22 protein-coding genes are annotated in these 26,560 nt (G+C 72.4%); 9 read left to right on the top strand and 13 right to left on the bottom strand.

Annotated features, from left to right (window positions below; all coding sequences use genetic code 11):
• Positions 1-196: 196 nt before the first annotated feature.
• The gene (locus ACIBEI_RS20125) at positions 197-973 is read right to left on the bottom strand and encodes an alpha/beta fold hydrolase (protein WP_398890562.1); all 777 of its coding nucleotides are present in this window, start codon (positions 971-973) and stop codon (positions 197-199) included.
• Positions 974-1,050: 77 nt separating this feature from the next.
• Here ACIBEI_RS20125 and ACIBEI_RS20120 point away from each other — a divergent pair, with 77 nt between their 5' ends.
• Complete coding sequence (locus ACIBEI_RS20120; RefSeq protein WP_398890560.1) at positions 1,051-2,376, top strand: PLP-dependent aminotransferase family protein; 1,326 nt, start codon at positions 1,051-1,053, stop codon at positions 2,374-2,376.
• Here ACIBEI_RS20120 and ACIBEI_RS20115 read toward each other — a convergent pair.
• From ACIBEI_RS20115 to ACIBEI_RS20105, 3 genes are all read right to left on the bottom strand, one after another.
• Positions 2,291-3,175 (bottom strand): hypothetical protein, encoded by an 885-nt coding sequence (locus tag ACIBEI_RS20115; protein WP_398890558.1) that lies wholly within the window; start codon positions 3,173-3,175, stop codon positions 2,291-2,293. The genes ACIBEI_RS20120 and ACIBEI_RS20115 overlap by 86 nt on opposite strands.
• A gap of 141 nt (positions 3,176-3,316) precedes the next feature.
• Entirely contained in the window at positions 3,317-4,177 is an 861-nt protein-coding gene (locus tag ACIBEI_RS20110) for an ABC transporter permease (protein ID WP_398890556.1), read from the bottom strand.
• The gene (locus ACIBEI_RS20105) at positions 4,174-5,229 is read right to left on the bottom strand and encodes an ATP-binding cassette domain-containing protein (protein ID WP_398890554.1); all 1,056 of its coding nucleotides are present in this window, start codon (positions 5,227-5,229) and stop codon (positions 4,174-4,176) included. Before ACIBEI_RS20105 ends, ACIBEI_RS20110 begins: the two co-directional genes overlap by 4 nt.
• 506 nt (positions 5,230-5,735) lie before the next feature.
• Here ACIBEI_RS20105 and ACIBEI_RS20100 point away from each other — a divergent pair.
• Positions 5,736-6,035, top strand: a complete 300-nt coding sequence (locus ACIBEI_RS20100; RefSeq protein WP_398890552.1) for a hypothetical protein — start codon at positions 5,736-5,738, stop codon at positions 6,033-6,035.
• Between the two features lie 141 nt (positions 6,036-6,176).
• Here ACIBEI_RS20100 and ACIBEI_RS20095 read toward each other — a convergent pair whose 3' ends face one another.
• Complete coding sequence (locus tag ACIBEI_RS20095; protein ID WP_398890550.1) at positions 6,177-6,575, bottom strand: hypothetical protein; 399 nt, start codon at positions 6,573-6,575, stop codon at positions 6,177-6,179.
• Positions 6,576-6,981: 406 nt separating this feature from the next.
• Between ACIBEI_RS20095 and ACIBEI_RS20090 the strand changes: the two genes are divergently transcribed.
• Positions 6,982-8,172 carry a PP2C family protein-serine/threonine phosphatase gene (locus ACIBEI_RS20090; protein WP_398890548.1) on the top strand — a complete coding sequence of 397 codons (1,191 nt, stop codon included), beginning with the start codon at positions 6,982-6,984 and terminating at the stop codon, positions 8,170-8,172.
• Positions 8,173-8,325: 153 nt separating this feature from the next.
• Positions 8,326-9,564 carry a hypothetical protein gene (locus ACIBEI_RS20085; RefSeq protein WP_398890546.1) on the top strand — a complete coding sequence of 413 codons (1,239 nt, stop codon included), beginning with the start codon at positions 8,326-8,328 and terminating at the stop codon, positions 9,562-9,564.
• Between the two features lie 32 nt (positions 9,565-9,596).
• Here the strand turns inward: ACIBEI_RS20085 and ACIBEI_RS20080 are convergent, their stop codons facing one another.
• On the bottom strand, positions 9,597-10,847 hold the full coding sequence (locus tag ACIBEI_RS20080; RefSeq protein ID WP_398890544.1) for an amidohydrolase: 1,251 nt from the start codon (positions 10,845-10,847) through the stop codon (positions 9,597-9,599).
• Positions 10,848-10,988: 141 nt separating this feature from the next.
• On the opposite strand from ACIBEI_RS20080, the gene ACIBEI_RS20075 reads away from it, so the two are divergent.
• The gene (locus ACIBEI_RS20075) at positions 10,989-11,558 is read left to right on the top strand and encodes a TIGR03086 family metal-binding protein (RefSeq protein ID WP_398890543.1); all 570 of its coding nucleotides are present in this window, start codon (positions 10,989-10,991) and stop codon (positions 11,556-11,558) included.
• A gap of 82 nt (positions 11,559-11,640) precedes the next feature.
• Here the strand turns inward: ACIBEI_RS20075 and ACIBEI_RS20070 are convergent, their stop codons facing one another.
• The 3 genes from ACIBEI_RS20070 to ACIBEI_RS20060 form a co-directional block, all read right to left on the bottom strand.
• Entirely contained in the window at positions 11,641-12,984 is a 1,344-nt protein-coding gene (locus ACIBEI_RS20070) for a helix-turn-helix domain-containing protein (RefSeq protein WP_398890541.1), read from the bottom strand.
• Between the two features lie 486 nt (positions 12,985-13,470).
• Entirely contained in the window at positions 13,471-13,857 is a 387-nt protein-coding gene (locus tag ACIBEI_RS20065; protein WP_398890539.1) for a peptidase inhibitor family I36 protein, read from the bottom strand.
• Positions 13,858-13,930: 73 nt separating this feature from the next.
• Positions 13,931-14,308 carry a peptidase inhibitor family I36 protein gene (locus tag ACIBEI_RS20060; protein WP_398890537.1) on the bottom strand — a complete coding sequence of 126 codons (378 nt, stop codon included), beginning with the start codon at positions 14,306-14,308 and terminating at the stop codon, positions 13,931-13,933.
• 284 nt (positions 14,309-14,592) lie between these two features.
• Here ACIBEI_RS20060 and ACIBEI_RS20055 point away from each other — a divergent pair, with 284 nt between their 5' ends.
• The gene (locus ACIBEI_RS20055; RefSeq protein ID WP_398890535.1) at positions 14,593-15,588 is read left to right on the top strand and encodes a winged helix-turn-helix domain-containing protein; all 996 of its coding nucleotides are present in this window, start codon (positions 14,593-14,595) and stop codon (positions 15,586-15,588) included.
• Positions 15,589-15,691: 103 nt separating this feature from the next.
• Here ACIBEI_RS20055 and ACIBEI_RS20050 read toward each other — a convergent pair whose 3' ends face one another.
• Positions 15,692-16,810: a MerR family transcriptional regulator gene (locus tag ACIBEI_RS20050; protein WP_398890533.1), complete on the bottom strand. Its 1,119-nt coding sequence runs from the start codon at positions 16,808-16,810 to the stop codon at positions 15,692-15,694.
• A gap of 257 nt (positions 16,811-17,067) precedes the next feature.
• On the opposite strand from ACIBEI_RS20050, the gene ACIBEI_RS20045 reads away from it, so the two are divergent.
• The 3 genes from ACIBEI_RS20045 (at position 17,068) to ACIBEI_RS20035 (ending at position 21,085) form a co-directional block, all read left to right on the top strand.
• Positions 17,068-18,042: a permease gene (locus tag ACIBEI_RS20045; RefSeq protein ID WP_398890851.1), complete on the top strand. Its 975-nt coding sequence runs from the start codon at positions 17,068-17,070 to the stop codon at positions 18,040-18,042.
• A gap of 20 nt (positions 18,043-18,062) precedes the next feature.
• Entirely contained in the window at positions 18,063-18,797 is a 735-nt protein-coding gene (locus tag ACIBEI_RS20040; RefSeq protein WP_398890849.1) for a TIGR03943 family putative permease subunit, read from the top strand.
• 248 nt (positions 18,798-19,045) lie between these two features.
• On the top strand, positions 19,046-21,085 hold the full coding sequence (locus ACIBEI_RS20035; protein WP_398890847.1) for a TerD family protein: 2,040 nt from the start codon (positions 19,046-19,048) through the stop codon (positions 21,083-21,085).
• Here ACIBEI_RS20035 and ACIBEI_RS20030 read toward each other — a convergent pair.
• The 3 genes from ACIBEI_RS20030 to ACIBEI_RS20020 all read right to left on the bottom strand — a co-directional run bounded on the left by ACIBEI_RS20030 (position 21,071) and on the right by ACIBEI_RS20020 (position 26,379).
• The gene (locus ACIBEI_RS20030) at positions 21,071-22,918 is read right to left on the bottom strand and encodes a SpoIIE family protein phosphatase (RefSeq protein ID WP_398890531.1); all 1,848 of its coding nucleotides are present in this window, start codon (positions 22,916-22,918) and stop codon (positions 21,071-21,073) included. The genes ACIBEI_RS20035 and ACIBEI_RS20030 overlap by 15 nt on opposite strands.
• 417 nt (positions 22,919-23,335) lie before the next feature.
• On the bottom strand, positions 23,336-25,252 hold the full coding sequence (locus ACIBEI_RS20025) for a transglycosylase domain-containing protein (protein WP_398890529.1): 1,917 nt from the start codon (positions 25,250-25,252) through the stop codon (positions 23,336-23,338).
• Positions 25,249-26,379: a sigma factor-like helix-turn-helix DNA-binding protein gene (locus tag ACIBEI_RS20020; RefSeq protein ID WP_398890527.1), complete on the bottom strand. Its 1,131-nt coding sequence runs from the start codon at positions 26,377-26,379 to the stop codon at positions 25,249-25,251. Before ACIBEI_RS20020 ends, ACIBEI_RS20025 begins: the two co-directional genes overlap by 4 nt.
• Positions 26,380-26,560: the final 181 nt, after the last annotated feature.

Raw genomic sequence — 26,560 nt, 5'->3', positions numbered from 1 at the left:
CTCTCAAAGACGGGGGATGTGGGTGGACGGTTGAGGGCTGCTGCCGGGTGCGGGTGTGTCGTGGCTGGTCGCGCAGTTCCCCGCGCCCCTTAAAAGCAAGGGCTACCGCCCCCTAAAGACAAAAGCCGGGGGCGCAGCCCGGCTTTTGTCTTTAGGGGCGCGGGGAACTGCGCGACCAGCCCCCACCGGGCCGCACTCAAAGACGACGCAGAAGCGCGGCCAGGGCCGCATTGAACTGCTCCGGCTGTTCAAGGTTCGGCATGTGGGCCGCTCGCGGGACGACCTGGAGCGCGGAACCAGGGATCGCCGCGTGCATGGCCCGCGCGTCCGCCACCGGCGTGTACTCGTCGTCCTCGCCGACCACCACCAGCGTCGGAACGGTGACGCGGGTCAGCAGTTCGCGGTAGTCGGGCCGCTCCGCCCGCCCCCGCAGGGCGGCCGCCGCGCCCTCGGGGGACGTGGAGGTCATCATGCGGTGGACGTGGGCGGCCACGTCCGGACGGGCGTACGGGGCCACCATCCGGTGCAGGACCTCGTCGGCGTACGGCCGCATGCCCTCGCGGAGCAGCCGGTCGGCCATGTCGTTGCGGGACTTCCGGCCGGCCGGGGTCTCGGCCGCCGGGAACGTGTCCGCCAGGACCAGTGCCCGGACGCGCTCGGGGAACTGCCGGTAGCACTCCATGACGATCTGGCCGCCCATGGAAAGACCGGCCAGCGCGAACTCGCGTACGCCCAGGTCGTCGAGGAGGGCCGCGATGTCCTCGGCGAAGGTGGCGAGCGGGGTCAGCCCGGGGACCACCGGGGACTTGCCGTAACCGCGCAGGTCGGGGGCGATCACCCGGCGGTCCGGGGAGAAGGCGGCCACCTGCGGGGCCCACATGGTGCGGTCGAAGGGGTGGCCGTGGATCAGGACAAGGGGCACGGAGGTTGAGGCATGCGCGCCTTTGTCCTCGTACAGGAGGAAGGGAGCCATGTTCAGGACCCTAGATTCCGGGAACTCCTCGGTGCAATAAGATCTTTGCCCTCGGTGCAATCCAGGGAGGGGTGGGCGTGGAGGACTACCGGCGGATCGCCGACCGGCTGGCCGAGGAGATCCTCACGGGGCGGCTGAAGGCCGGTGAACGGCTGCCGCCGCAGCGGGTGTTCGCGAAGCGGCGGCGCATCGCGGGGTCCACCGCAGGGCGTGTGTACGGGGAGTTGGTGCGGCGGGGCCTGGTCGTCGGGGAGGTCGGGCGCGGCACCTTCGTACGGGCGGCGCCGGTGCCGTCGGGGCGGGCGCTCGCCGAGCCGGCGGCTACCGCGGCGGTAGTGAACCTGGAGCTCAACTACCCGTCCCTGGAAGGGCAGTCGGAGCTGCTGGCCGGCGGACTCGTGCCGCTGCTGCGGGCCGATGTGCTGGGGGAGGTGACCCGTGCCGTGCCCGCCACCGGGACCGCCGCCGCGCGAGAGGCTGTCGCAGGGCTGCTGGCCGGATCGGGGTGGCGGCCCCGCCCGGAGCAGCTCCTCTTCGCCGGGAACGCACGGCAGGCCATCGCGGGCGCGCTCGCCTCGCTGGTACGGCCCGGCGGGCGGGTGGGGGTGGAGGAGTTGACGTATCCGCTGGTCAAGGAGATCGCGGCGCGGATCGGGTGCGTGCTCGTACCGCTGGAGACGGACGGGGAAGGGCTGCTGCCCGGGGCCGTCGCGGCAGCCCACCGCTCCGCGCCGCTCTCCGCCCTCTACGTCCAGCCGACCCTGCACAATCCCACCTCGGCCACGATGGGGGACGCGCGCAAGCGTGAACTTGCCCAGGTGGTACGGGAGTTGGGGCTGCCCGTCGTGGAGGACCGGATCTGGTCGTTTCTGCACGAGGAGGGCGTGCCGTTCGCCGCGTACGCCCCCGAGCGCGTCCATGTCGTCGACGGACTGTCCAAGCGGGTCGCGCCCGGGCTGACCGTCGGCTTTCTCGTCGTGCCCGAGGGGCGGGTCGAGGCGGCGGCGGGGGCGCTGCGGTCGGGCGGATGGACGGCGGGACGGTTCGCGCTGGAGGCGGGGACGCGGTGGATCCAGGACGGGGTCGTGGACCGGCTGGTCGCCGACCGGCGTGCGGACGCCGCCCGGCGGCAGCGGGTCGTCGCGGAACTGCTCGACGGATTCGCCATACGCGCCGATCCGTCCGCGTACTACGCCTGGTGGGAGCTGCCGTCGCCGTGGCGCGCGGACACCTTCACGGCGGCCGCGGCGGCGCGCGGGATCGCGGTCACGCCGGGGCCCGTCTTCGCGGTGGGGGCGCAGGCGGCGCCGGACGCCGTCAGGCTCGGGCTCGCGTCGGTTCCGGTGCCGGCACTGGGGCGGGCGCTGCGGACGCTGCGCGACGTCGCACGTGGTGGTCCATGAGCCAGGTCACGGCGGCCACGGTGAGGCCGAGGGCCAGGATGAACCAGGTGGCCGTGCGAAGGGTCGAGGTCAGCGCGTCGTAGACCGTGCCCGCCGCCGCCCGGGACACATGGGTGGGCAGGTCGGCGAGCGTCAGGGCACGGCCGATGACCGTGGCGAGGGCCAGCAGGGCGGCGCCCAGGGCCATGCCGAGTGCCGTGGCCGTGACGGCCTGGCGACGGCGTACGGCCAGCAGGATGCCGCCGACGGCCAGGGCGACCGCCGCGAGAGGGAGCCAGAAGCCCGCGATCTCCAGCACGTGGAACCCCTTCCGAAGCGTGCTCAGTTCCTCGGCCTCGAGGACCGTGACCTCGGTGTGCTCGACGGGGATGCGGTTCGCCAGCGGCACCCGGTCGTAGGACAGCTGGGACTTCAGCTGCTCGGTGACCGGTGCCAGGTCGAGCGTGACGGCACCCTCGCGGCCGCTGCGCAGGGCCCGCAGGACGGCGTCGTGGGCGGCCCGGTTCGCCGTGTTCCAGGCGGCGCGGAAGGCCTCCGTACCGGTGAAGGACCGCACCGCCCTGCGCACGTACGCGCGGACCTCGCCCTCCAGCGGTCCGACCTCGATCTGGTTCATGACCCCGTCGGTGACCGAGTCGGCGATCGCGCTCTGCACGTCCGGCCCGGCGGCGAGGGGCGCCATCGTGTCGACGTACCGTCCGGTGTCGCCGATCTCGTACTTCGCCCATGCCGAGAGCCCGCCCAGCGGCACGAGGACGCAGGCGAGCACGATCAGCAGCGCCGAGAGGACTTTCCGCACCCCTCAAGCAAGAACCCCGGCCGTGACCTCCGCCATCGGGGCACGGCCGGGGTGACTGCATCCGGGCCTGGATTGCGTTCTTCCGGGGGACGGACGGCGACCGTCCGGGCCCCCGGGAGAGCGTGTGGTGGTGGAACCGCGCTACTTGCGGTTGTAGAGCCGCATCGTCACGGGGCCGAAGACCGCGACCAGCAGTCCGGCCCAGCCCAGCGACCACGCGATCTCCGCGGCCGGCCAGGAGCCGTCCATCAGACCGCGCACCGCCGAGGACAGATGCGTGATCGGGTTGTTGTTGACGAAGGCCTGCAGCCAGCCCGGCATCGTCTCGGGGCGGACGAAGATGTCGCTCAGGAAGGTCAGGGGGAACAGGATCATCATGCTGACGCCCATCACCGACTTCTCCGTGCGCAGCAGCAGGCCGAACATGGTCCACACCCAGGAGAAGGCGAAGGAGAAGACGATCAGGAGGAGCACCCCGCCGAGCACTCCCTGGACACCGCCGTCCGGGCGGAAGCCCATGATCAGGCCCACCGACAGCATCACGACCGACGCCATCGCGTAGCGCAGGGCGTCCCCGAGCAGATAGCCGACCAGCGTCGACGGACGCCAGATGGGCAGCGAGCGGAAGCGGTCGAAGACACCCTTCTCGATGTCGATGTTGACCGCGAGACCCGTGTACATCGTGATCATGGTGACGGACATGACGAGGATGCCGGGCAGCAGGTACTGGATGTACTCGCGCGGGGAGCCCGCCAGGGCGCCGCCGAACAGATACGTGTACATCAGCACCAACATGATCGGGAACGCCGTCACGTCGAAGAGCTGCTCGGGCACGTGCTTGATCTTGAGCATCGCGCGCCAGCCGAAGGTGAGGGACGTCTGGATCGCGTTCGGCCGCGGCGGGCGCTCGGTGGCGACGAGCAGCGCGGCCAGGCTCTCGGTACTGACCGGCGCGAGGTCGGCGGTGTCTGTGCCGTTGGTGGGCTTGGTCGCGGTGCTCATGCCGTGGCCTCTTTCGTCTGCTGCGGTGTCTGCTGCGTCGGCGGCTGGGGTGACGTCTGTGCGTGGTCGGACTTGCCGGTGAGGGCGAGGAACACCTCGTCCAGGCTCGGCTGGCCCAGGGAGAAGTTGTCGACGGTGATGCCCGCGTGGGCCAGCTCGGCGAGGGCACGGGACGCCTTCTCGGCGGCCCCGGCCCCGTTCGAGGAGCCGTTGCCGACCCGGGCCGTCAGTGCCACCGGGTCCGGCTCCAGCTGGACGTCCGCGTCGAGGGCCTGCCTCAGCAGCCGCTCGGCGTCGGGGCGCTGGTGTGCGTCCCGCAGCCGTACGTGCACGGCTCCCGCGCCCACCGACGCCTTCAGCTCGCCCTTGGTGCCCTCGGCGATGACCTTGCCCTTGTCGATGACGGCGATCCGGGCCGCCAACTGGTCGGCCTCGTCCAGGTACTGGGTGGTGAGCAGGACCGTGGTCCCCTGGGCGACGACCGCCCGCACGATCTCCCACACCTGGTTGCGGCTGCGCGGGTCGAGGCCCGTCGTCGGCTCGTCCAGGAACAGCAGGTCGGGGGTGTTGAGGATGGACGCGGCGATGTCGATACGGCGCCGCATGCCGCCCGAGTAGTTCTTCACCTGGCGGGCCGCCGCGTCCGACAGGCCGAAGGCGTCGAGGAGCTGGGCCGCCCGGTCGTACGAGGCCTTCTTGCTGTGGCCCGTCAGCCGGGCCAGCAGCACGAGGTTCTCCGTGCCCGTCAGGTCCTCGTCCACCGAGGCGTACTGCCCGGTGAGGCTCACCCTGGTCCGTACGGCGTCCGCCTCCCGTACGACGTCGTGGCCGAAGACGTGGGCCTCGCCGCCGTCGGGGCGCAGCAGGGTCGCCAGCATGCGCACGGTCGTCGTCTTGCCGGCTCCGTTCGGCCCGAGCAGGCCGTACACGGTGCCGGCCTCGATGCGCAGGTCCACGCCGTCGACGGCGCGGTTGTCGCCGAAGGTCTTCACCAGACCCGCGGTCTCGATGGCCGGCCCGGCCCATTGGTCGGTGCGGTTCTTGCTCGTCATGTCGGTCCGCCCATCCGCGTCGTTCTCTCGTGCCTGCTGTTGGTTTTCGAGGTCTTCGAGGTCTTCGAGGTCCCTCGCGCCGCTTCCGTGGCTCTCAGGGTGCGTCCGCGGAGCCCGAAGGGCATCGGTCTGTCGATGCAGTTCTCGATCGGTCTCGGGATGCAGACCCCGGGGCGCACGAAAACTCATCGGTGGGCCCGCAGGAGATTTCTCCGCCGTGCTCCCTGGGCTCCGGTGGAGGGTTCACCCGAACGGGTGTTTCCTGGTTCTGGGGACGGAGGCGGGGAGAAGGAGGCCGATCATGGGCATCACTCCGGCCCTGCGGACCCTTGCGATCCCCCTGGTCGGCGGCGGTGTGCTGACGGTGGCCGCGGCCGGTACGGCTTCTGCCGGTACGGCGACGGCGGGCGGTACGACGTCCGGAGGGTTAGCGGCGGCCAGTTCCGGCCACGGCGGCTCCGGGGATCCGGTGTGGGGCACCGTCAAACCAGGACCGGGTCGCCTGTGTGGCGCGCGGCTCGCACGTGTTCGGCAACCCGCACTGGTACTGGCTCGTCGGGGCGCGTGCCTGGGCGAGTGCCGCGTTCGTGGACATAGGCGGGGCGGGGGTGCCGCGGTGCTCCGACCCCTGCGAGGGCGCCTGGAAGGACCGGTGGCACGACGGTTCGGGGGGCTGCAACGGCTGCGACGACGGTTCCTGGAGCCCCTCCGGCTCCTGGAGCGCGTCCGGTTCGTGGAACTGGAGCTTCTCCGGCTCCTGGGACGCCTCGGGCTCGAGCTGGGAGTGGGTGCCCGGCGGGCGGTGAGTCCGAGGAGAACGGGTGGCCCGGGACGGGGAGATGTGGGTGAGGCCCGGGCCACCCGCACACGTATACCGGCCTGTGCCCGATGGGCACAGGCCGGTGGTGCGTCGTTCGCCGGTTCAGTCTTCGGTCGTGTGGTCCGGCTCAGTCCTCGGTCGTGTAGTAGCGGTAGAACACCATCGCGAACACGCCCCCGGCGATCACGAGGGAGATGCCCGAGGACTTGAGGACGCTGGCGTCCGTGAGGCTGTAGAGGAACCCGAACGAGATGCCCGCGAACACCGCCCACGCGGTCGCCCGGGCCTCCCGGGGGAGGCGTGGGGCGACGGTGTGAATGCCCTGGGCGACCGCGGCGAACAGTACCGCCGAGACGACGCCCAGGAGGACGTTCCAGCCGGTGATCGGGCCCGAGTGGCGGTCGATGCCGGATGTCCAGAAGCCGTAGATGATGCCGCCCAGCGCCGGGATCGCGAGTTTCGCGGAGGCCGCGGCCGTTCTTGTGGCGGTGGTGGGTGTGCGTGGTGCGGGTGCCGCGTGAGTCATCGGGCACTCCTCTCATTCGCCCCTGCCTTCCAGAGCACACCTGGGGGCGCGCCCTGGCAAGTCGTGTGCGGCTTGGCTGCCGCCGGCTCGCTTTTGGGTGCGGGTTGCCTGTGGCTGGTCGCGCAGTTCCCCGCGCCCCTGGGTGGGTGGGGGTCGGCGTGGCGTGTTGGGTGCGGGTGCGTTTGGGCTGAGCGCGCAGTTCCCCGCGCCCCTAAAGGCAAAAGCCGGGGCTGCGCCCCTGTCTTTTGCCTTTAGGGGCGGTAGCCCCTGCTTTTAAGGGGCGCGGGGAACTGCGCGACCAGCCCCCACCGGGCCCGCACCCGAAAACGGGCCGGCGGCAGGCCAGGGTGCAGCCGGGCAAGAGAGTCGGCGTGCGCCAAGCACGCGGTCGTGCTTCGCTGGGCGGGTGAGCGGCGCGGATCCGGCCCGCCGCGCCCGGCGGCAGCAGCTTCTCCGGGTACGCGACCGCAGCGTGGCCTGGGTACCACCCCTCCTCCTGCTCATCGCCATCGCGGTGGTCGACTGGAACACCTCGGGCGAGTTCAGGGTCATCTCCTGGATCGTCCTCGTCCCCGGCATCGCGGCGGCGATCTGCGGCGTCCGGGGAACCGCCGCCTTCGCCGTCCTCGCGCTCCTCACCTACATCGAGGTCGACGCCTCCTGGCCGCACCAGGACCAGACCGGCCTGCCGGACTTCATCCTCGTCGCCGTGGGCGGAGCCCTGGCGACGCTCGCGTGTGCCGTACGGGTCCGGGAGGAGCGCCGGATGCTGCACATGCGGGACGTGGCCGACACGACCCGCCGTACCGTGCTGCGCCCCCTCCCCACCCCGTGGGGCGGGCTCGACCACGCGGCCGTGTATCTGGCCGCCGACAGCGAGGCCCGCGTCGGCGGCGACTTCTACGACATCCAGCCCGGCCCGCACGGCACCCGGGTCCTCCTCGGGGACGTCCAGGGCAAGGGCCTGCCCGCGGTCGCGGCCGCCGCCGCCCTGCTGGGCACGTTCCGCGAGTCCGCGTACCACGAGGCCTCCCTGACCGTCGTCGCGGAACGGCTGGAGGTACGGATGGGCCGCCACCGCCAGTACGTCACGGACCTCGGCGAGGACCTGGACGGCGACCCCGAACGGGGCGTGGAGCGCTTCGCGACCGCGGTCCTCGTTGCCTTCCCGCCCCCGGGCTCCCCCGCGGGCCACATCGAGGTCGTCAACTTCGGCCACGAACCCCCGCTGGTGGCGGGCCCGCGCGGCGTACGCGTCCTGCCGCCCGGCGACGGACTCCCGCTGGGTCTTTCAGCGCTGGCCGGGTCCGGCGCGGGCGTCCCGCCCGTCCGCAGGGTCCCCCTCGCCGCAGACGAGACCCTCCTCCTCGTCACCGACGGCGTGACCGAGGCCCGTGACGCGGACGGCGTCTTCTTCCCCCTCCACGAACGCGTGACCCTCGCCGTCTCCACCGACCCCAAGGCCGCCCACCCCCACCGCCTGGTGGAACTGGTCCGCGACGGCACCCTCCACCACAGCACGGACCACGTGGCGGACGACACCACGATCTTCGCGGTGAGGCCGGCGCCTCAGGGGGCCGGCGGAGCCGCCCCCTAGGGGCGCGGGGAACTGCGCGACAAGCCCCCACCCACCCGCAGAGGCCGAACAAACCCCCACCACCCACCCCCTATCGCCCCCACCCCAACACCCTTTGCACCCGCACCGGTTACCGTGCTGACCGTGGTGATCCAAGGGCAGGAGACAACGGCGATGCCAGGAACCGTATTGCTGCTCGCAGCGTCGCCGACAGGCAAGAGCTGCCTCGTGGACGCCGCGTCCGTACTCCCCGTACTCGCCGCCGTGGCCCCCTCCGTGCTCTCCGGCACGGACACGGCGAACGTCGTCGAACTGGCCGACCCCCTGGAACCGCAGGCCGTCCTCACCCGCCTGCGCGCCGCCGCGACGGCCCCAGGACCGCTGACGGTCTTCCTCACCGGACAGCTCCAACTCGACCGCCGCCAACGGCTTCCGCACCTCGCGCTGGCCCGTACGACCGCCGCGACCGTCCGCTACACCGGTTTCCCCTGGCACTGGATCCGAGAGGAACTCCGGCTGCGTGCGCCGGGCAGTACGGCGGTCGTCGTCGACCTGCACACGGACGCGGAGACCTGGCAGCACCTGGCCGCCCAGCCGCTCACCGTGGGACCGGGCGCCCTGCTGTACGGCCGCGTCGCCCCGCCGCCCCCGCGACGCGCGGTGGCGTCGCCCACGTACATGAAGTCCGTGGCCACGATCCTCCGCAGCGGTCACCGCCCGCCGCTCGCGCACCTCCACCAGCAGGCGCTGACACGGTCGTCGGGCGAGGACCCGGAGGCCGCCCGCCGGGACATCGTGCTGGCGGTCGACCCCACGCGGCCAGCCCGGCCCGCACAGCCCATGCATCCCGCACAGCCGCCCCTGCACCCCGTACCCGGATTCCGGCCCGCGCCCCCTCCCGGACCCGCGCCCGTGCCTGTCCCGGTGTCCCTGCCGGCATCCGTACCGGCCCCCGCCTCCCCCATGGCACCTTCGTCTCCGCCCCCGCCCTCCGACCCCCACGCCGAGATCACCGCCGCCGTCGAGAGCGGCAGGCATGCCGAGGCCGCCGAGCTGGCCGGACGGCGGGAGCGGGAAGCGCTGAGCGCGCACGGGCCCGGGGCCGACGAGGTCGTGCACTGGATGGAAGTACGCGCGGATCTGGCCATGTTCGCGGGGGACGCGGAGCTGAGCTGCCGGATCTGGCTGGCGGTGGCCGACGTACGGCTGGCCGCCGGGCAGGAGCCGGGCGCGCCCGGTGTCGAGGCGGCCGTGGACCGGGCGCATCACCAGTGGGGCCGTATCGGCGACTCCGCGCGGGCCCGTGAGCTCGGTCCCGCGCTGGCCGACCTGCGCCTGCGCGTTCCGGGGCGTCGGCAGGGGGCGTTGGACGATGTCCAGCGGCACCTCAGCCGACTCCAGGCGCAGGTGTAGCACCTGCTACCGGGCAAAGCACCGGGACCGGTTCATCGGGGCGACAGCATCTCCAACGCCCCCGACACCAGCGTCCGTACGCCCGGTCCGACCGTCGCCAGATCGGGTGCGAAGTGCGGGCTGTGGTTGCTGGGCACGGCGGCGAGCTGTTCCATCAGGTCGCCCCCGGCCGCGCTTCCCGCCGCGTCCCACACGTCGGCGGGTGTGCTCGTCACGAACCAGTACGCGTACGGGAGTCCGCCCTCGGCGAGGAGCGGGAAGTCCTCGCTGCCCATGACGGGCCCGAAGTCGAGGACCGTGCCCGCGCCGAACACCTCGCCGTGCACGGCGGCCACCCGGCGGTCGGTGTCGGCGTCGTTCACCGTGATCGGGAAGCTGCCGCCGACCGTCACCGTGGGCTCGCGCGGGCAGCCCGCCGCCGCGCACTCGCCCGCCGTGATCCGCCGGATCGCGGCGAGCATCCGCTCCCGCACCTCGGCGGACTGCGTACGGAGGTTGAGGGCGATGTGCGCCTCGGACGGGATGATGTTGTGCCGCGTGCCCGCCTCGATCCGGCCGACCGTGAGCACGGCGGATTCGCGGGCGGCTATCTCCCGCGAGACGACCGTCTGGAGCCTCGTCACGATGTACGCGGCCGTCACCACCGGGTCCACGGTCGCCTCCGGCCGCGAGCCGTGCCCGCCCACCCCGTGCACGACGATGTCGACGTCCGTCGAGGCCGACATGATCAGTCCCGGCGAGTGCGCGTACAGCCCGGCGGGACCGGGGGCCGCGTGCTGGGCGAGCAGGACGTCGGGGCGCGGAAAGCGTTCGTACAGGCCGTCGTCGACCATCGCGGCGGCGCCCTGACCGGTCTCCTCGGCGGGCTGGCCGACGACCAGCAGTGTGCCGTTCCAGGTGTCGCGCCCGGCGGCGAGCGCCTCGGCGGCGCCGGTCAGCCAGGTGACGTGCAGGTCGTGACCGCAGGCGTGCATGACCCCGGGCGTCCCGGACGCGTACGGCAGCCCGGTCTCCTCGGTGACCGGCAGCGCGTCCATGTCGCCGCGCAGCAGGACGGTCGGCCCGTCGCCGTTGCGCAGCATCCCGACGACTCCGGTGCCGCCGATGCCGTCCACCGTCTCGTACCCGGCCCCGGCCAGCCGCTCGGAGAGCCTCGCGGCCGTCCGGCGCTCCTGCCCCGACAGCTCGGGATGACGGTGCAGATCCCGGTAGAGGTCCTCAAGGGCGGGGACCGGCAGGTCGGCGGTGAGGTCCAGCGCGGTGCGTGCGGCGGGTGAGGTCACCGGGCCAGCGTATGTGCGTACGCCGTCCCGCGGGCCGGGATGGGAACGTCCGCGCGGTCGGCGCGATGCCCTCGTCGTGAGGCCGTCGCCGTGACGCGTTTCTTCAAGACCGGCGTGCGCGGGCACTCCTAGACTCCGGGCATGGATGAGATCGAACTGCTTTCGGGTGTTCTGTCCAAGACCGGTGACCTCATCGAGGGCGTCGAGCCCGGGCGGCTGGGTGCTCCGACGCCGTGCGAGGACTACGACGTCGAGACGCTGGTCGACCATCTCGTCGGCTGGCTGCTGCTGTTCGAGGCCCGCTGCCACGGCCGCGCGTACGACGCCGACCCCGCGCGGTACCGGTCGGGGCCGGACCCCGCCGGTGAGTTCCGTGCAGCGGCGGCCGGACTGGTCGCCGGATGGCAGAAGTACGGCTTCGACCGCGAGGTGGGCGTGACCGGCGACGCCAAACTGCCCGCCGCCATGGTCCTCAACATGACCCTCATGGAGTTCACGGTCCACGGCTGGGACCTGGCAGTGGCCACGGGGCAGCCGGTCCCCTTCACGGAGGAGGAGGCGGCCGAGATCCTGACCCGCGCGGAGGCCACCCTCCCGCCGAAGTTCCGGGGCGAGGGCATGCCCTTCGGCGACATCGTCCCGGTGGCGGAGGATGCCCCGGCCGCAGACCGCCTGGCGGGCTTCCTGGGCCGAGACCCAGCACGCTTTTAGGGGCGCGAGGAACCGCGCACCTGGCCACGACCAACCCGCACGTCAAAACTCGCCCCCCCCCGCGGAGCGGATCAGATGCTCGTCAGAGCGGCGGGTGGGCCGGCGCCGGCCCAAGCGTGGTCGTCCCCGGGGCAGTCCGGTGCCCCAGCCCCGTGCGATACGCGTCCAACGCCGCCTCGATCCGCCCCGTACGCCGCAACAGATCCCCCAACAACCGGCACAGGTCGGCCAAGTCACCCGCCGCACCGGCCCGTTCAAGCAGGCTGAGCGCGCGCACGTAGTGCTCCTCGGCGGTCTCCGTGTCGCGGGCGTCCTCCGCGATGATGCCGAGCAGCCGGTGCGCGGCCGCGGAGTGGACGGCCCCGCGCTCCGAACTCAGGTCCCCGAGCACGTCGTGGAGCAGGGCCGCCGCCTCGTCCGACTTCCCGCGCCGGTGCAGTACGTCCGCGAGTTCCACGGCGACCTGGCTGGTGTAGAGCGTGGCGCGCTGCGCCGAGTGCATGGCCTGCGCCTCGCGCAACTCGCTCTCGGCGCGCTCCATGTCGCCGTTCTGCGCGTGCATGTACCCGCGCATCCAGTGGCAGTTGGCCAGTTCCGTACGGATCTGGAGCTGGCGGTACAGTTCCGCCGCCTTGCCCAGGGACGCGTCCGCCTCGGCGATGCGGTCCTCGGCGATCATCGTGCGGGCGACGGACCGGTGCATTCGGGCCAGCAGCGCGGGCTCGCCGACCTGCGGGGCCAGCGCGAGCGCGTACTCCGCGGCCTGTGCGGCCCGCGCGTGCGCGCCCATGTCCATGTACGGGGCGATGATCGCCGCGTAGAGCAGCAGCAGGGCGTCCGGATCGTGCAGCCCGCCACGGTTCAGCTCGTCGATCGTGGATTCCAGCAGGTAGCAGGAGTACCGGAGTTCGCCCGCGAGGTAGTGCGAGACCGCCCGGCCGCGCAGGGCCGGTACCCGGACCGGCAGCGGGGCGTCCGCGAGCCGCTTCTCCGACTCCTCGAAACGCAGCCGGGCCGTTCCCAGATCCCCTGTGGCCAGGGCGCATTCGCCCAGGCCGAGGAGCGCGGCCGCGCACTCGGCGTTGAGCCCGTGCGACTCCGCCTCCGCGAGCAGCGCGGTGTACTGCTCGGCGGCGACCTCCGCCTCGCCGGTCGCCAGTGTCCGCTGGGCGTCGGTGAGCCGCAGCCGCAGGTCCGTGGCGAGGTGTGCGGGCCGCCCCGTGGCGAGCTCCTCGTACGCGACCCCGAGCCGCTCCGCGATGTGCCGCAGCGCCTCTTCGGAGGGCCGTACGCGGCCCGCCTCCAGCGTGGAGACGTACGCGGGTGTGTAGGCGGGTTCCGCCAACTGCTTCTGTGTCAGCCCGCGTTCCGTACGCAGCTGCTGCACTCTGCGCCCGATGATTCCCGGGTCGTCGCGCTCGGCCATGGCGTAAGCATGCCAGTAAGTCGACTTACACCCGCACGCTATTCAACTTCCCGTTGAAATAGGGCAGTTAAGACGGGCGGGCGGGCCGCCGATCGGCTCAATGCGGCCCTTGCCCCGGAGGCGAACACGCCCTAGGTTAAGCGGCGCGTTAAGCGCACGATGACGCAGACTTAATACGCTGGCCCAGGTTGCCCACGTTGACGAAGCGAGGTTGTCGCCGTGTTCCGACGCATTGCCACGCGCTTCTTCCCTGCTCGGTTCGTGACCGCGCTGGGGGCCGCCGTGATTGCTTTCGCGGCGCTGATCAGTGCGGCGGAGGCGGGGCCGCACTAGGGTCCCGCCTGGTGTTTTGATTTTGGGTGCGGGCCGGTGGGGGCTGGTCGCGCCCACGCGGCGGAGCCGCAAAATGTCACAGCCCCGCGCCCCTTGAAAGCAAGGGGCTGCGCCCCTGTCTCTCAGCCCCCACCGGGCCGCCGTGTCAGCCGGTCAGCATTCGCCTCGCCAGACCACTCGGGTGATGGTGAGGCCTGCCTCGGCGTTGGCCTTGTACTTGCCGGGGCCCGGGTTGTAGTGGAAGCAGTCGGTCGACGGCTGGCCGCTCAGGAGGGATGTCACGTCGACGTGGTCCGCGCCCGGGAAGACGGTTCCGTTGTTGAAGATGGAGCCGACGGACAGGTTGCCCGACCAGTTGCCCGCGACCTTGAGGACGAGCCGGCCGGTCTGGTCGGGGCCGCTGTAGGCGCAGAAGTTGCCCTTCCCGCAGCCGGGCGGGTTCGCCTCAGCCGACGCGGTCGGGGACACGGCGAGGACACCGAGGAAGGCGGCCGCGACGGTTCCGGCGCCCAGGGTGACGAGTCGCTTTCCGGTCAGCATGATGAGGACTCCTCCGTGGTCAGCGCTCGTGTGGTCAGCACGCGCGTTGCTCGTGTGGTCAGCATGCGCGTTGTCAGCACTCGCCGCGCCATACGACCTTGGTGATGTGGACGCCGGCGGCCGCGTTCACCTTGTAGGCGCCGGGGCCGGGGTTGTAGTGCAGACAGGCCGTTTCCCCGCCGCCGCCGGGCGACGTGTACGTCACGTCGACGTGGTCGGCGCCCGGGAAGGCGACCCCGTTGTTGAACACCGAGCGGATGGCGACGTTCCCGGACCAGTTCCCCTTGGTCTTGAGGACGAGCCGGCCGGTCTGGTTCTCTCCGCTGTAGGCGCAGAAGTACTCCTTCCCGCACCCGGGCGGATTGGGTTCGGCCGAAGCACTCGGCGCGGTGGCCAGCACGGCAGTGAAAGCCGCGGCCGCCACCGCCCCGAAAGCAGCACGTTTGCGCATGTCGTTCTTCCCCCTTGGCCGTTGTGAAGATCTTGGTCGCGTACGCCCTTCAGGCTGCCCGCTGCCGACTGTTCCTGCCAGGTGTTTCGGCGCGCGCCGAAAAGGGCTGGTGGCGTGCCGGAAGGGTGGTGCGCGCGACGGTCCTCGCGGCCGTGTGGCGTGCGGTGATCCGGGGAATGGTGGTGGCGAGTCGGCGCGAAAGGAGTTTTCGTGATCTTCGTATCCAGGGGGACATTTCGCGCCGACGCCTCAGCCGATCGCACCAGCGACTGTGAGAGTTTGCCGTGCTCCGAGTGCATTTCACGTGCGAAGACCTGCTCAGAACCCGAGTCGCCGCCGCGCCGGACCCGTTGTGGGAGACCGTGCTCAGCGCGAACCTGCTGGCGACGCGTCAGGGCCGGGCCGTCTTCGGCGCGTGGCGCGCGCAGGCGCGGGCCGGGCTGCGGCGGCTGCCCCGTCACCAGCTGCACCTGGTGAGGACTTTGGCACCGCCCCGGGGCAGCTTCCCCGACTTCCTGAATCCGGCGGAAGCCTCCCAGGGGCTGGCGGAGGGTGTGCGGGCGATTCTGTCCACGCCTCGCCGACGGCTGGCCGAGGAGATGAACGTACTCACCGAGGCACCGTCGTGGCTGCGTCCCCTCGCGGACGGTGAGCCGGCGGCGCTGGAGAACCTCGGGCAGGCGCTGCACGGCTACTTCCACGCGGCCCTGACCCCGTACTGGTCCGCCGTGCGGGCGCAGATCGAGGCCGACCGGGTGGTGCGGGCGCGGGAGATGCTGAGCGGCGGCGTCGAGGCGCTGCTGTCGAGCCTGGGTCCGGCACTGCGCTGGCGGCCGCCCCATCTGGAGGCGGAGTATCCGCTCGACCGTGAACTGCGGCTCGACGGAAGGGGGTTGCTCCTGGTGCCGTCCGTCTTCTGCTGGCAGGCACCGATCACGCTCACCGATCCGAGCCTGCCGCCCGTACTGGTCTATCCGGTCGCCCGGACCCACCACTGGTGGCTGCCCCAGCAGTCGGGTGCCGGGCCCCGCACGCTCGGCAGACTCATCGGCCAGGGGCGGGCCGCCGTCCTCCACGCCCTGGAGGACGGCGGCACCACGAGCGAGGTGGCCCGGCGCGCGGGAGTGACCTCCGCGACGGTCAGCGAACACGTCAGGATCCTGCGGGAGGCCGGCCTGACCGCGTCGGTCCGCGACCGCAACACCGTGCTGCACGTCCCCACTCCACTGGGCCTCAGCCTCCTGACGGCGAACCGGTCCGGGGTGCATGGAACCCGATGAAGCGGCCGGCCGGCGCCCCAAAGGGGCGCGGGGAACCGCGCGACTGGCCCCCACTGGCCCGCAGACGAGACACAGCCCTCCGCGGAAGCCCTCCGCGGAGCGCTCAGTTCTCCAGCCGCACCGGCATCAGGAGCGAGAACGTGTCCTCGTCGTCGGGCCGCCGGACAGCCAGGGGAGCCGTAGGGGCCCCGAACTCCAGCACCAGCCGGTCGCGGGCCCCGGCGTCGAGCGCGTGCAGCAGAAACTCGCGATTGACGGCGACGTGGCCCGGGCCGTCGTTCCCAGCTTCCCCTGCTTCCCCCTCTTCGCCGTCGGCGCAGACGGTCACCGTGCCGTCGGCCGCAGACTTGAGCACGCTGAGGTCGCAGGGCGTGCCGTCCGGCCCGGGCGTCTCGCTCGTACGGACGGGCCCGGTCTCCAAAGCCTCGCGGAACGCGGGCACGTCGACGACCGCGCGGCGTCCGGCCGGCAGCCGGACGAGACGGCGGTAGTCGGGGAAGTCGTGGTCCAGGCACTGCCCGGACGCCTGCCGGTCCCCGGCCTCCAGGGTCACGCGGTCACCGTCCACGGAGAGTCGGACGGGTCCGTCCGCGTCCGCACCGCTCAGCAGCGCCCGCATCGCGTCGGCGAGCGGGGCGGGCACGATGACCTGCTCACGGGCCCCGTCGTGACCGGTCGCGCGGGCCCGCGCGACGGCCATCCGGTACCGGTCGGTGGCCACGACCCGAAGTGCCTCGCCCTCGATGTCGAACAGGACACCGCCGAGCATCGGCAGCTCCGGGTCGGTACCGGCGGCGAAGCGGACGGCGTCCAGCGCGGCGGTCAGTTCGGCCGCCGGGACGGTCAGCCGGACGGCCGTGGTGCGGAGCGATGTCATGGGTTTCTCCCTGCCTTCGAGTAGCGCTCGGACCGCGGAGAACTCGCTGCGGGCATCGGACAGCCCCAGTTCGAGTCGGCGCAGATGCGCCTGAAGCAGCTTCCGTACGAGGTCGGTGTCCGCGCCGGACCAGCCGGCCAGCACCAGCCGGATGTCCGGCAGGGGCATACCGGCCCGGCGCAGCCGCGTCAGCAGGCGCGCCTCCTCGCACTGCTCGGGGCCGTACCAGCGGTAGCCGCTCACCGGATCCACCCAGGCGGGGACCAGCACCCCGGCACGGTCGTAGAACCGCAGGGCACTCACACTCAGCCCGCTGTCCCGGGCCATCTCCCCGATACTGCGCATCTCGCTCTCCACATCCGGAACTCTGGGCCCTGCACAAGGTCGAGGGTCAACAACGCCGCTGACAGCCTGCACCGGGCGAAAACGCAGACCCCGCACAGCACCACCGGTTAGCCTGCGCGAACGTACGACGGGTGAGGCGGGGGCGGGAAGCAAGGCGCGTGGAGACAAGGGGCGTGGAGACGCGGGGCACGGACCCGGGCGGCGCGGACACGAGTGGTGCCGAGAGCCGGTCCGCCGCGGCCGACGGGGCACGGCTGGTGGTCCGGGCGCTGGTGTACGTGGTGGTCGGCGGGGTCGCGCTGGTCGTCATCGCCACCGTCGGGTCCGTACTCGGGCCGATGGTCGCGCTCGACATCGCGACGCCGGCCATGGCCGCCTGGTGGACCGTGTTCACGGCGGTCGCGGTGCAGGGTATTCCCTTCCTCCTCCTTGGCACGGTCGTGTCGGCGGCGATCGGGGCGTTCGTGCCGGAGCGGGTCTTCAGACGCGTACTGCCGAAGAACCAGGCGCTCGCCGTGCCCGTGGCGGGGGCGGCGGGGGTCGTGCTGCCCGGGTGCGAGTGCGCGTCCGTGCCCGTGGCCGACAGTCTGATGCGACGGGGAGTCGCACCGGCGGCGGCACTGGCGTTCCTGTTGTCGGCCCCCGCCATCAACCCGGTCGTGCTTGTCGCCACGTCCATCGCCTTCCCGGGGAACCCGGCGATGGTCGGCGCCCGGCTCGTCGCCTCGCTCGCCACCGCCGTGGTGATGGGGTGGCTGTGGGTGCGGTTCGGGAGGGAGGAGTGGCTGCCGACGCGGCGTACGCCGGAGGCGGGAGCCGGAGCGGCCATCGTCGGCTGGCGGGGCTTCCGGGACGGACTGCAGCACGACTTCCTGCACGCCGGAGGCTTTCTCGTGCTGGGCGCGGCGGCCGCGGCGACGTTCAACATCCTGGTGCCGCGATCCCTACTGGACGTGTTCACAGGATCGCCCTGGCTTTCGGTGCTGCTGCTGGCCGTCCTCGCCGTGGTGCTGTGCGTGTGCTCCGAGGCGGACGCCTTCGTGGCCGCCTCGCTGACCGGGTTCTCGCCGACGGCCCGGCTCGCCTTCATGGTCGTCGGCCCGATGGTCGACCTGAAGCTCATCGCCCTCCAGGCGGGGACCTTCGGGCGGGCGTTCGCCGTCCGGTTCTCGGCCGTCACGTGGGTGGTGGCCGTGGTGAGCAGTGGGGTGGTGGGCTGGTGGCTGCTGTGACGACCCGACCGCGTACGCGTCTGAGGCCGCGTCCACAGGGCGTGCTGCTCATCCTGTGCGGCGCCGCCCTCCTCCGGATCGCCCTCTTCAGCGAGCTGTATCTGCGCTATGTGAAGGAGGGCCTGCGCCCGTACCTGGTGGTCTCGGGGGTGGCGTTGATCGCGCTGGCCCTGGTGGGCATGATCAGCCGCGACCGCGACCACCATCACGATCATGACGAGGACGAGGACGAGGACGACGCCCACGCCGGGCACGACCACACCCGCAACCCGCGCATCGCCTGGCTCCTCACCGCGCCCGCCCTCGCCCTCCTCCTCTTCCCACCGCCCGCCCTCGGCTCGTACAGCGCCGGCCGCGAGGAGGCCAGGGTCGCCGCCCAGGGCACCGGCACCTTCCCCAAGCTGCCCGCCGGGGACCCCGTCGACCTGACCCTCGGCGCGTTCGCCTCCCGTGCCGAGTGGGACACCGGGGCGTCCATGAAGGGCCGCACGGTCCGCCTCACCGGTTTCGTGACCCGGGACGACGACGGCACCTGGTACATCGCCCGCCTCCTCGTCACCTGCTGCGCCGCCGACGCGCAGGCGCTGAAGGTCGAGATCCGCGGCGCGGACGCGCCCGCGGCCGACGCGTGGGTGACGGTCACGGGGGCGTGGCGTCCGACCGGCAAGCCCGGCTCGGACGCGGCTCGTCCGGTCCTGGACGCCGCGTCCGTGAAACGGGTCCCGGCGCCATCGGATCCGTACGAGAAGCGTTGAGCGGTTGTGTGTCGGGTGCCGGTCGGTTGGGGCTTGGCGCGCCCACACGGCGAAGCCGCACATGGCACAGCCCCGCGCCCCTAAAGGGGCGCAGCCATCCGAGTCGTTCATTCGGGGTCTATGCGCATGATTCCGGCGCTACAGTTCGTTGCTGATGCGCTGGGTGTGGGGCGCGTCACACATCGCGACGAAACGAGCCGGCGGGTAGCACCTGTGCGGCGGTGCATTTGGGGGGCCTCGTGCACGAGATGGTCAAGGGCGCCAATGTCGGACTGTCGGCGTTAAGTGAAGACGTGGGCTCCGTGATGGTGAGCCTGGGCTGGAGCAGTCCGACGGGTGAGGGCGACGCGGACGTGTCCGTGCTGCTGCTGACGGCGGACGGCAAGGTCCGCAGTGACGCCGACTTCTACTTCTACAACAACCCCGTGGCGGCCGACGGGTCCGTGCAGCTGCTGGGCAAGACGCCCACCTCCGACGGCAACGAGGACCGCATCACCTTCGATCTGACCGCGATTCCGGCGGACGTCGAGCAGGTCGTCGTGGCGGCGAGCCGCTACAACGGCGCCCGGTTCGGGGATCTGGAGGACGTACGGGTGACCCTGGCCGACGGCTCGGGGGAGGGGCTGCTGCGGTTCTCCATCGAGGACGCCGGCGCGGTCGGCGCACTGCTCTTCGGCGAGTTCTACCGGCGGGCCGGCGGCTGGAAGTTCCGTGCCATCGGGCAGGGATACGAGTCCGGTCTCGCGGGCCTCGCCCAGGACTACGGCGTCGATGTCGACGACGACGCGGAGGAGTCGGAGGCAGAGGCGGCCGAAGTGGCCGAAGTGGCCGAGCCCGTCGCGACGGAGCTGCGGCCCGAGGCCGAGGCTGAAGCCGTAGCGGCGGCGGTGCCGTTGGCCGCCGTGCCCGCCCCCGGTCCCGTTCCCGTGGTGGAACAGATCGTGAGCGAGTCCGTCGAGGCGCCGGCCAAGCCGGTCCCCCGGCCCCGTACGGCGAAGAAGAAGGTCACGCTGCCCAAGGTGGCCAAGAAGTCGCTCGCCGAGAACGACTCCTGGCGGGCCGCCCGGCTCTTCCCGGTCTCCGCCCTCAAGAGCGACCGGGACAGGGAGACCCGCGCGACCTCCGTGCTGCTGTCCGTGATGGCGCAGGTGCCCGAGTTCGGCAGGCGGCTCACCGCCGGTTTCGGGGCGCCCGCCGGGCGGATGGAGATGTTCACCGAGGTCTCCCTGCCCAACGGCGACAGCCCACGGCGGCCGGACGGCGTGATCCGGATCGAGCGGGCGGGCAAGCTGTGGACCGCGCTGGTCGAGACGAAGACCAACGGCAACTCCCTCAAGCCGGACCAGGTGCAGGCGTACACCGACATCGCCGCCCGCCGTGGCTACGAGGCCGTCATCACCCTCTCCAACGACGTGGAGCTGGACGGCAGTCCGCTGGTCGACGTGAAGACGGACGGCCGGCGCAAGCACAAGGTGGCGCTGCGGCACCTGTCGTGGGCCGACGTCGCCCACCAGGCCCAGATGCTGATCCGCCACGAAGGCGTCGGCAACGCGGCGCACGCCTGGCTGCTCCAGGAACTCCTGCACTACCTCCAGCACGAGAACTCCGGCTGCCACGGCTTCCAGAACATGGGCCCGGCCTGGGTCCCCGTGCGCAACGGGATCGACGACGAGACCCTCTGCCAGGGCGACCGGCGCGCCGTGGAGGTCGTCGAGAGCTGGGAACGGCTCGTACGGCAGGTGTGTCTGCGCCTGGGCGGCGAACTCGGGCAGAAGGTGCTTCCCGTGCAGCGGGCGAAACGCGGCACCGATCCCCGCGTCCGCCGCGCGGCCCTCGCCGACCAGCTCTGTCTGGCGGGCCGCCTGGACTCCGAACTCCGAATCGAGGGCACGCCCGGCATCCTCGCGCTCTCCGCGGACCTGCGGACGGGCAAACTGCGGACGTCCATCGAGATCGCCGTACCCGAGCAGGGCTATCCCCTCACCTGGGCCAAGCGGCTCATCCGTCAACTCTCCGACGCACCGGCCGACCTGCATGTCGAGACCCTGCTCGACGGGCAGGTGGGCGGCCCGCGCGGCACGCTGGAGCGGCTGCGCCCCGAACCGGGCGACATCCTCCCCAGGAACGACGCCGAGATCACCGGCTTCCGGCTGTCCCTCTTCCGGAGCATGGGCAACACCCGGGGCAGCGCCGAGTCCGGGTTCATCCGCAGTGTCGACGAGGCCGTGGACCGCTTCCACGACCACGTGGTCGTGCACCTGGGCCGCCCCGGCTCAACGCGTCGCTGACCCCGGCCCCTTCGTCCACCCCGGCGGTAACCAGCCCAGTCGGTCCGGCTCGGGTGGGGTGGGTTTGGTGCGGGCCAGGAGGATGGCCACGTCGTCCTCCGAGGCGGTGGGGTCGAGGTGGGTGATGACGGTGTCGAGGAGGGCGGGGAGGGGGGCCGTCGGGGTGATGGGGAGGGTGGCGAGGGTGTGGAGGCCTGTCTCGATGTCGCGGTCGCGGCGTTCGACCAGGCCGTCGGTGCACAGGAGGAGGACGGAACCCGGGGGGAGGGGGACCGTGGTGGCCGAGAAGGAGCCCAGGCCCACGCCCAGGGGTGGGGCGACGGGGAGGTTGAGGAGGGTGCGGGTGCCGTCGGGGGTGACGAGGAGCGGGGGGATGTGGCCCGCGTTGGAGAACGTGGCGCGTTCCCGGCGGGGGTCGAGGAGGGCGATGAGGCAGGTTGCCACCCGGTCCAACTCCAGGGTGAGCGCGGTGCGTTCGGCCTGGAGGAGGATGAAGTCGGGGCTGCTGCCCTGGATCGCCAGGGTGCGGAGGACCGAGCGGTACTCGCTCATCGCCGCCGCCGCTCGGACTCCGTGGCCCATGACGTCGCCCACCACCAGCAGCGTGCGGTCGTGGGGGAGCGCCAGTGTGTCGAACCAGTCGCCGCCCACCTCCGCCCCCGAGCCCGCCGGCAGGTAGCGGCCCAGGGTCTCCACGCCCGGGCCCGTGACCGTGGGCGCGTTCAGGAAGGCGCGCTGCATCTCCAGGGCCGTCTCGTGTTCCCGCGTGTAGCGGACCGCGTGGGCGATGCCGGTGGCGGCCCGGTCGGTGAGGTCGCCCAGCAACTCGGCGTCCGCGTCGGTCAGTCGGGGGGAGTCGCCCGCCCGGAACACCATCACCGCTCCCACCAGCTCCTCGTGCACCGCGAGGGGGAGGTAGATCCCCGAGTGCGCGCCCATCCGCAGGAGGTGCTCCTTGCGTTCCGGCGACGGCGAGAACTGGCGCATGGCCTCGTCGTCGGGGTGGCTGAGGACCAGCGGGCGGCGGTCGGCCAGGACGTGTGCCATCGGGGAGCCCGCCCGGTGGACCACGAATTCGTCGAGACGGCCGAGCGGGGAGGACACCTCCGCCAGGTCCGGGGTGGTGGTCAGCGCGATGCGGCGCAGGCGCAGCGGGTAGTTCTCCGACGGCACCCGGGGCGTGCCCTCCGGGTCGACCACGTCCACCGCCGCGTAGTCCGCGAAGCGCGGGACCAGCAGATCGGCGAGCGCCTGGCAGGCCTGGCGGAGGTCGAGTGTCGCGCCGGTGGTGCGGTTCGCCTCGTCGAGCAGGGCCATCCGGTTGCCCGCCCGTACGAGGTGCTCGCGGCCGCGCAGCGCGTCGGTGACCTCCAGGACGACGGCCGCCACCCCGAGGATCTCGCCGGACGACGCCGTCAGCCGGTGGTAGGCGCCCAGCCACCACCGGTTGTCCCCCGCCGCGTCGGCCGGGGTCTGCCCGCCCACCGTGACGATCTGCGGCACCCCCGTGCGCAGCACCTGTTCGAGGAGCTGCTGCGACGACTCCAGGTCCGGCAGGACGTCCGGCAGCCGGCGGCCGATGTGGTCGGCGGCCGGGACGCCGTTGAGGAGGGCCAGCGCGTCGTTGATGTAGAGGTAGCGCAGGCTCCGGTCCAGGACGGCGATACCGGCCGGGCAGCCGTCGAGGATCCGCCGGGCCAGGGTCAGTTCCGCCAGCAGCCGCTCCGCGTGCTCCCCCACCCCTTCGGCGCGGTCCACCGCGTTCGCGATCGCCGCCAGTTCCTCCTGGGTGAGCAGGATGCGCGGGGTGGGCTGGACCTGGTCACCGGGCACCCTCCCACGGCACCACGCCGTCGCCCTGCCCACCAACGGGCGGGCCCGTCCGGGTGACGCCGACGCCCGAGTCCGGGCCCGAGTCCGGGTCCGGGTCCGGGTCCGAGTCCGGGTCCGAGTCCGGGTCCGAGTCCGGGTCCGAGTCCGGGTCCGGGTCCGGGTCCGGGTCCGAGTCCGGGTCCGAGTCCGAGTCCGGGTCCGGGTCCGAGTCCGGGCCCGAGTCAGAGTCAGAGCCCGGGCCGGAGTCAGAGCCCGAGCTCGAGTCAGAGTCAGAACCCGGGCCCGAGTCGGAGCCCGAGCCCGAGCCCGAGCCCGAGACCGAGACCGAGACCGACCGAGACCGAGACCGACCGAGACCGAGACAGAGCCCGGGCCCGAGCCCCAGTCCGGGCCCGGGCCCGAGTCCGGGCCCGAGTCCTAATCCGAGCCCAAGCCCGAACTCTGGCCCGTGCCTTCGCCCGTCCCCTTGTCTTCGGTTCCGGCCTCGGTCCCAGCTACGGTTCCGGCCTTGGCCCCGGCCCCGGCCCCGGCCCCGGATTCGGCCCCGGCCCCGGATTCGGCCTTGGCATCGGCATCGGCATCGGCCTCGGCCTCGGATTTGGCCTTGGCCGCCGGCCAGGCCTCCGCCGCAGGCCCCTCCGTCCCGGGTGAACCCGCCAGCCGCCACACCTCCCCCGCCTGCAGCGCCGCGTGCTCGGCGGGCGGGTACGCGCCGGTCAGCCCCGCGACCCGGACCGGCTTGCCCCCGCGCTCGGCGAACAGGGCGACGGTGAGGGCGAGCCGCGGTGAGTACACGCTCTGCCACACCGTCCGCGCCCCCGGCCCGCTGCCCGCGCCCGCCGCATGGCTGGTCACCGGCAGGAACGCGGCCCCGACCCCCGTCGCGACCGGCTTGACCGCGGTGCCCAAAGCGCCCGGAGCGCCCGGAGCGTCCGGACCGAGCGAACCGTGCATCAGTTCGGTGACCACCGCGGCTTCCTTCTCACCCATCGCGGTACGCGTCTTCGGGCGAGCGGTGTGCACCGTACGGCCCCCGCGGGTGATCTTCGTGACGGTGTACGGCGTCGCGTACTCACCCCCGGCGGCCACGGTCGCGTACGCGGAGTTCAGGCGCATCGGTGTCGGGGCGGCCTCCTTCGGGAGCCCGGTCAGCGGCTCGCCCAGCCGGATGCCCGCGTACGTGAACGGTTCGGTGGCCGTGCCCGCCTCGACCGCCCCGTCGACGGCGTCGTTGAACGGCTGGTGCGCGTAGTCCGCGCCGCCGTACAGCACACGGACCGCCCCGTCGCCGGGCACGGTCGCGACGACCGCGGTGTGCAGCCGTGCCCCCTTCGCGTCCGCCGGCGTACGGTCACGGACCAGCTCCGCCGTCTCGTCCTGGAGGCCGAGGTCGAAGGTGGTGTGCACCTTGTAGCCGCCGCGCGCCAGCTGGTCCTCGGTGATGCCGAGCCGGTCGGCGGCCTCGGCGGACGCCGCGTCGATCAGGTACTGACGCCCGCCGTCCGTGTCGCCCGGCGGATAGAAGCGGAACGCGGGGAAGCGGGCCGCCGTCCGCTCCCGGGCGCTGATCGCGCCCGAGTCCGCCATGGCGTCCAGCACCCAGACCCAGCGGCGCTCCAGCGTCCCGGTCACCTTCGCGTCGGCACCGGCCCGCTCGTAGTACGAGGGGATGTTGACGATCGCCGCGAGGGCGGCGCCCTGAGAGACCGTCAAGTCCTTCGCGCCCACGCCGAAGTAGTTCCGCGCCGCCGATTCGACACCGGCCGCGCCACGGCCGAAGTACACGGTGTTGAGGTAGCCCTCCAGGATGTCGTCCTTGGACCGTGTGCGGTCGAGCTTCACCGCGATCAGCGCCTCGCGCGCCTTGCGGCTCAGCGACTGCTCCGGGGTCAGCAGGGCGTTCTTCACGTACTGCTGCGTGATCGTGGAGCCGCCCTGCCGCTCGCCGCCCGTCACGGTCGCGATCGCCGCCCGCAGGATCGCGGTCGGGGCGACCCCCGAGTCCGTACGGAAGGAGCGGTTCTCCGCGGCGATCACGGCGTCCTGGACGTGCCGGGGCACCTGATCGAGGGAGACGTCCTGGCGGTCGACCGGCCCGCGCCGGCCCAGGTACTCGCCCCCGGCGTCCACGAAGACCGTGCTCTGGCTGACCGTCTCCGGGTGCGGGTCGGGGATCCCGGTCATGCGGTACGCGACGACGAGCCCGGCGCAGGCCGTGAGGAACAGGACGAGGAGGGCGGCCAGGACGCGCCGCAGACGGCGGGTACGGGTGCGGCGGAGGCGGGTGCGCGCGTGGCGGAGGTGGGTCCGCAGGGTGCGGAGGCGGGTGCTCATGAGGAGGTGCCCGTCTGTGCGAGGAGCTTGCCGGCGGAGTCGTAGGCCTTCACGGTGATCTCGCTCAACCGGCGCTTGCTGTCAGGGAGTTGAGTGTCCGGGAGTTGGGTGTCCGCGTACCAGACGGACCAGCCGGGGTCGCCCGCCAGGGTGAGGATCCGGGCGGTGAACGTGCCGTCGGGGGTGGTGAGTTGGACGCGGGACGGTTCGCGGGAGTCCTGGAGTACGCCGGAGTGGAAGCGGCGTGTCCCCGAGACGGGGTCGGAGTCCAGGGTGATGGTGGCGCGCGATCCCTTCTCGGTCGGGCGGAACTGGTTCGGCCCCTTCGGCGTCGACCAGTGCTTGCCGTCCTTGGTGAGCCAGAGTTCGACACCGGGCGCGGCGGCGACCCGCTCACCTGCGGTCACGACCCGAACCGCCGTCCTGGCGACGGGAGTTGTGCCGCCGCCACCGCCGTCGGAGCCAGTGCCCCGCACGGCCCCCAGTGCCAGCGGCACGAGCAGCAGGGCGCAGACGGTCGTCAGCACGGCCGTCGTGCGGCGGCGGCTCCGCAGACGGGTGCGGCCCGCCTCCTCGACAGCCGGGAGAACGGTGGCAGGGAGAATGGTGGCCGGGAGAACGGTGGCCGGGATGCCGGGGGGCGGGACGGGGCCGGGCATGAACTGGCCCCTGGAGCGGGGCGATTGGCCGTACGCCGGATGGGCGCGCAGGGCCTTCAGCACCCGGCGGCCGTGCGACTTGACCGCGCCGGGCGAGGAGTTCAGCAGCGCGGCGATCTCGCGATGGGACAGGCCGTCCCAGTGGTGCAGGACGGTGACGGCCCGGCGGCGGGGCGGAAGAGCCGCCAACACCTCGGTGAGCGGGTCGAGTTGGTCGGTCGCGTACGACTCCGGGGCGCGCCGGGTGCCGATGAACGGCCGTGTCCGGCTCCGCACAAAGCCCCGTACCAGAGCCCGCCGGACGTAGAACTCCGCGTCGTCGCGCGGAGTTCTGCGCCGCGCGTACACCTCGGCGAGCGCCGCTCTCGCGAGTCTCTCCGCGTCGGCGGAGTCCCCCGTGAGCAGCCGGGCCGTACGCGTCAGCCGGGGCCAGTACTCCCCGGCACGGGCGGTGAATTCGTCGTCCATGGTCAGTCGAGCGCGCTGTCCGCGCGCCACTCCCTCCGGCTCAGCCCTGCGTGGTGCTTGTGCTTCGATGTACGCGGCGGCCGTAACCTCCGTGCCGTCTGAGACGTCTGTGACGTACGGGACCTGTACGCACGGCGGAGGCCGCCGGGTTGCACGGGCATCCGAAGAGAGCGGCGAAGAG

The sequence above is a fragment of the Streptomyces sp. NPDC050988 genome, from assembly GCF_044456225.1.
Taxonomy (GTDB): domain Bacteria; phylum Actinomycetota; class Actinomycetes; order Streptomycetales; family Streptomycetaceae; genus Streptomyces.
This window is presented reverse-complemented; position numbering and strand designations above follow the sequence as displayed.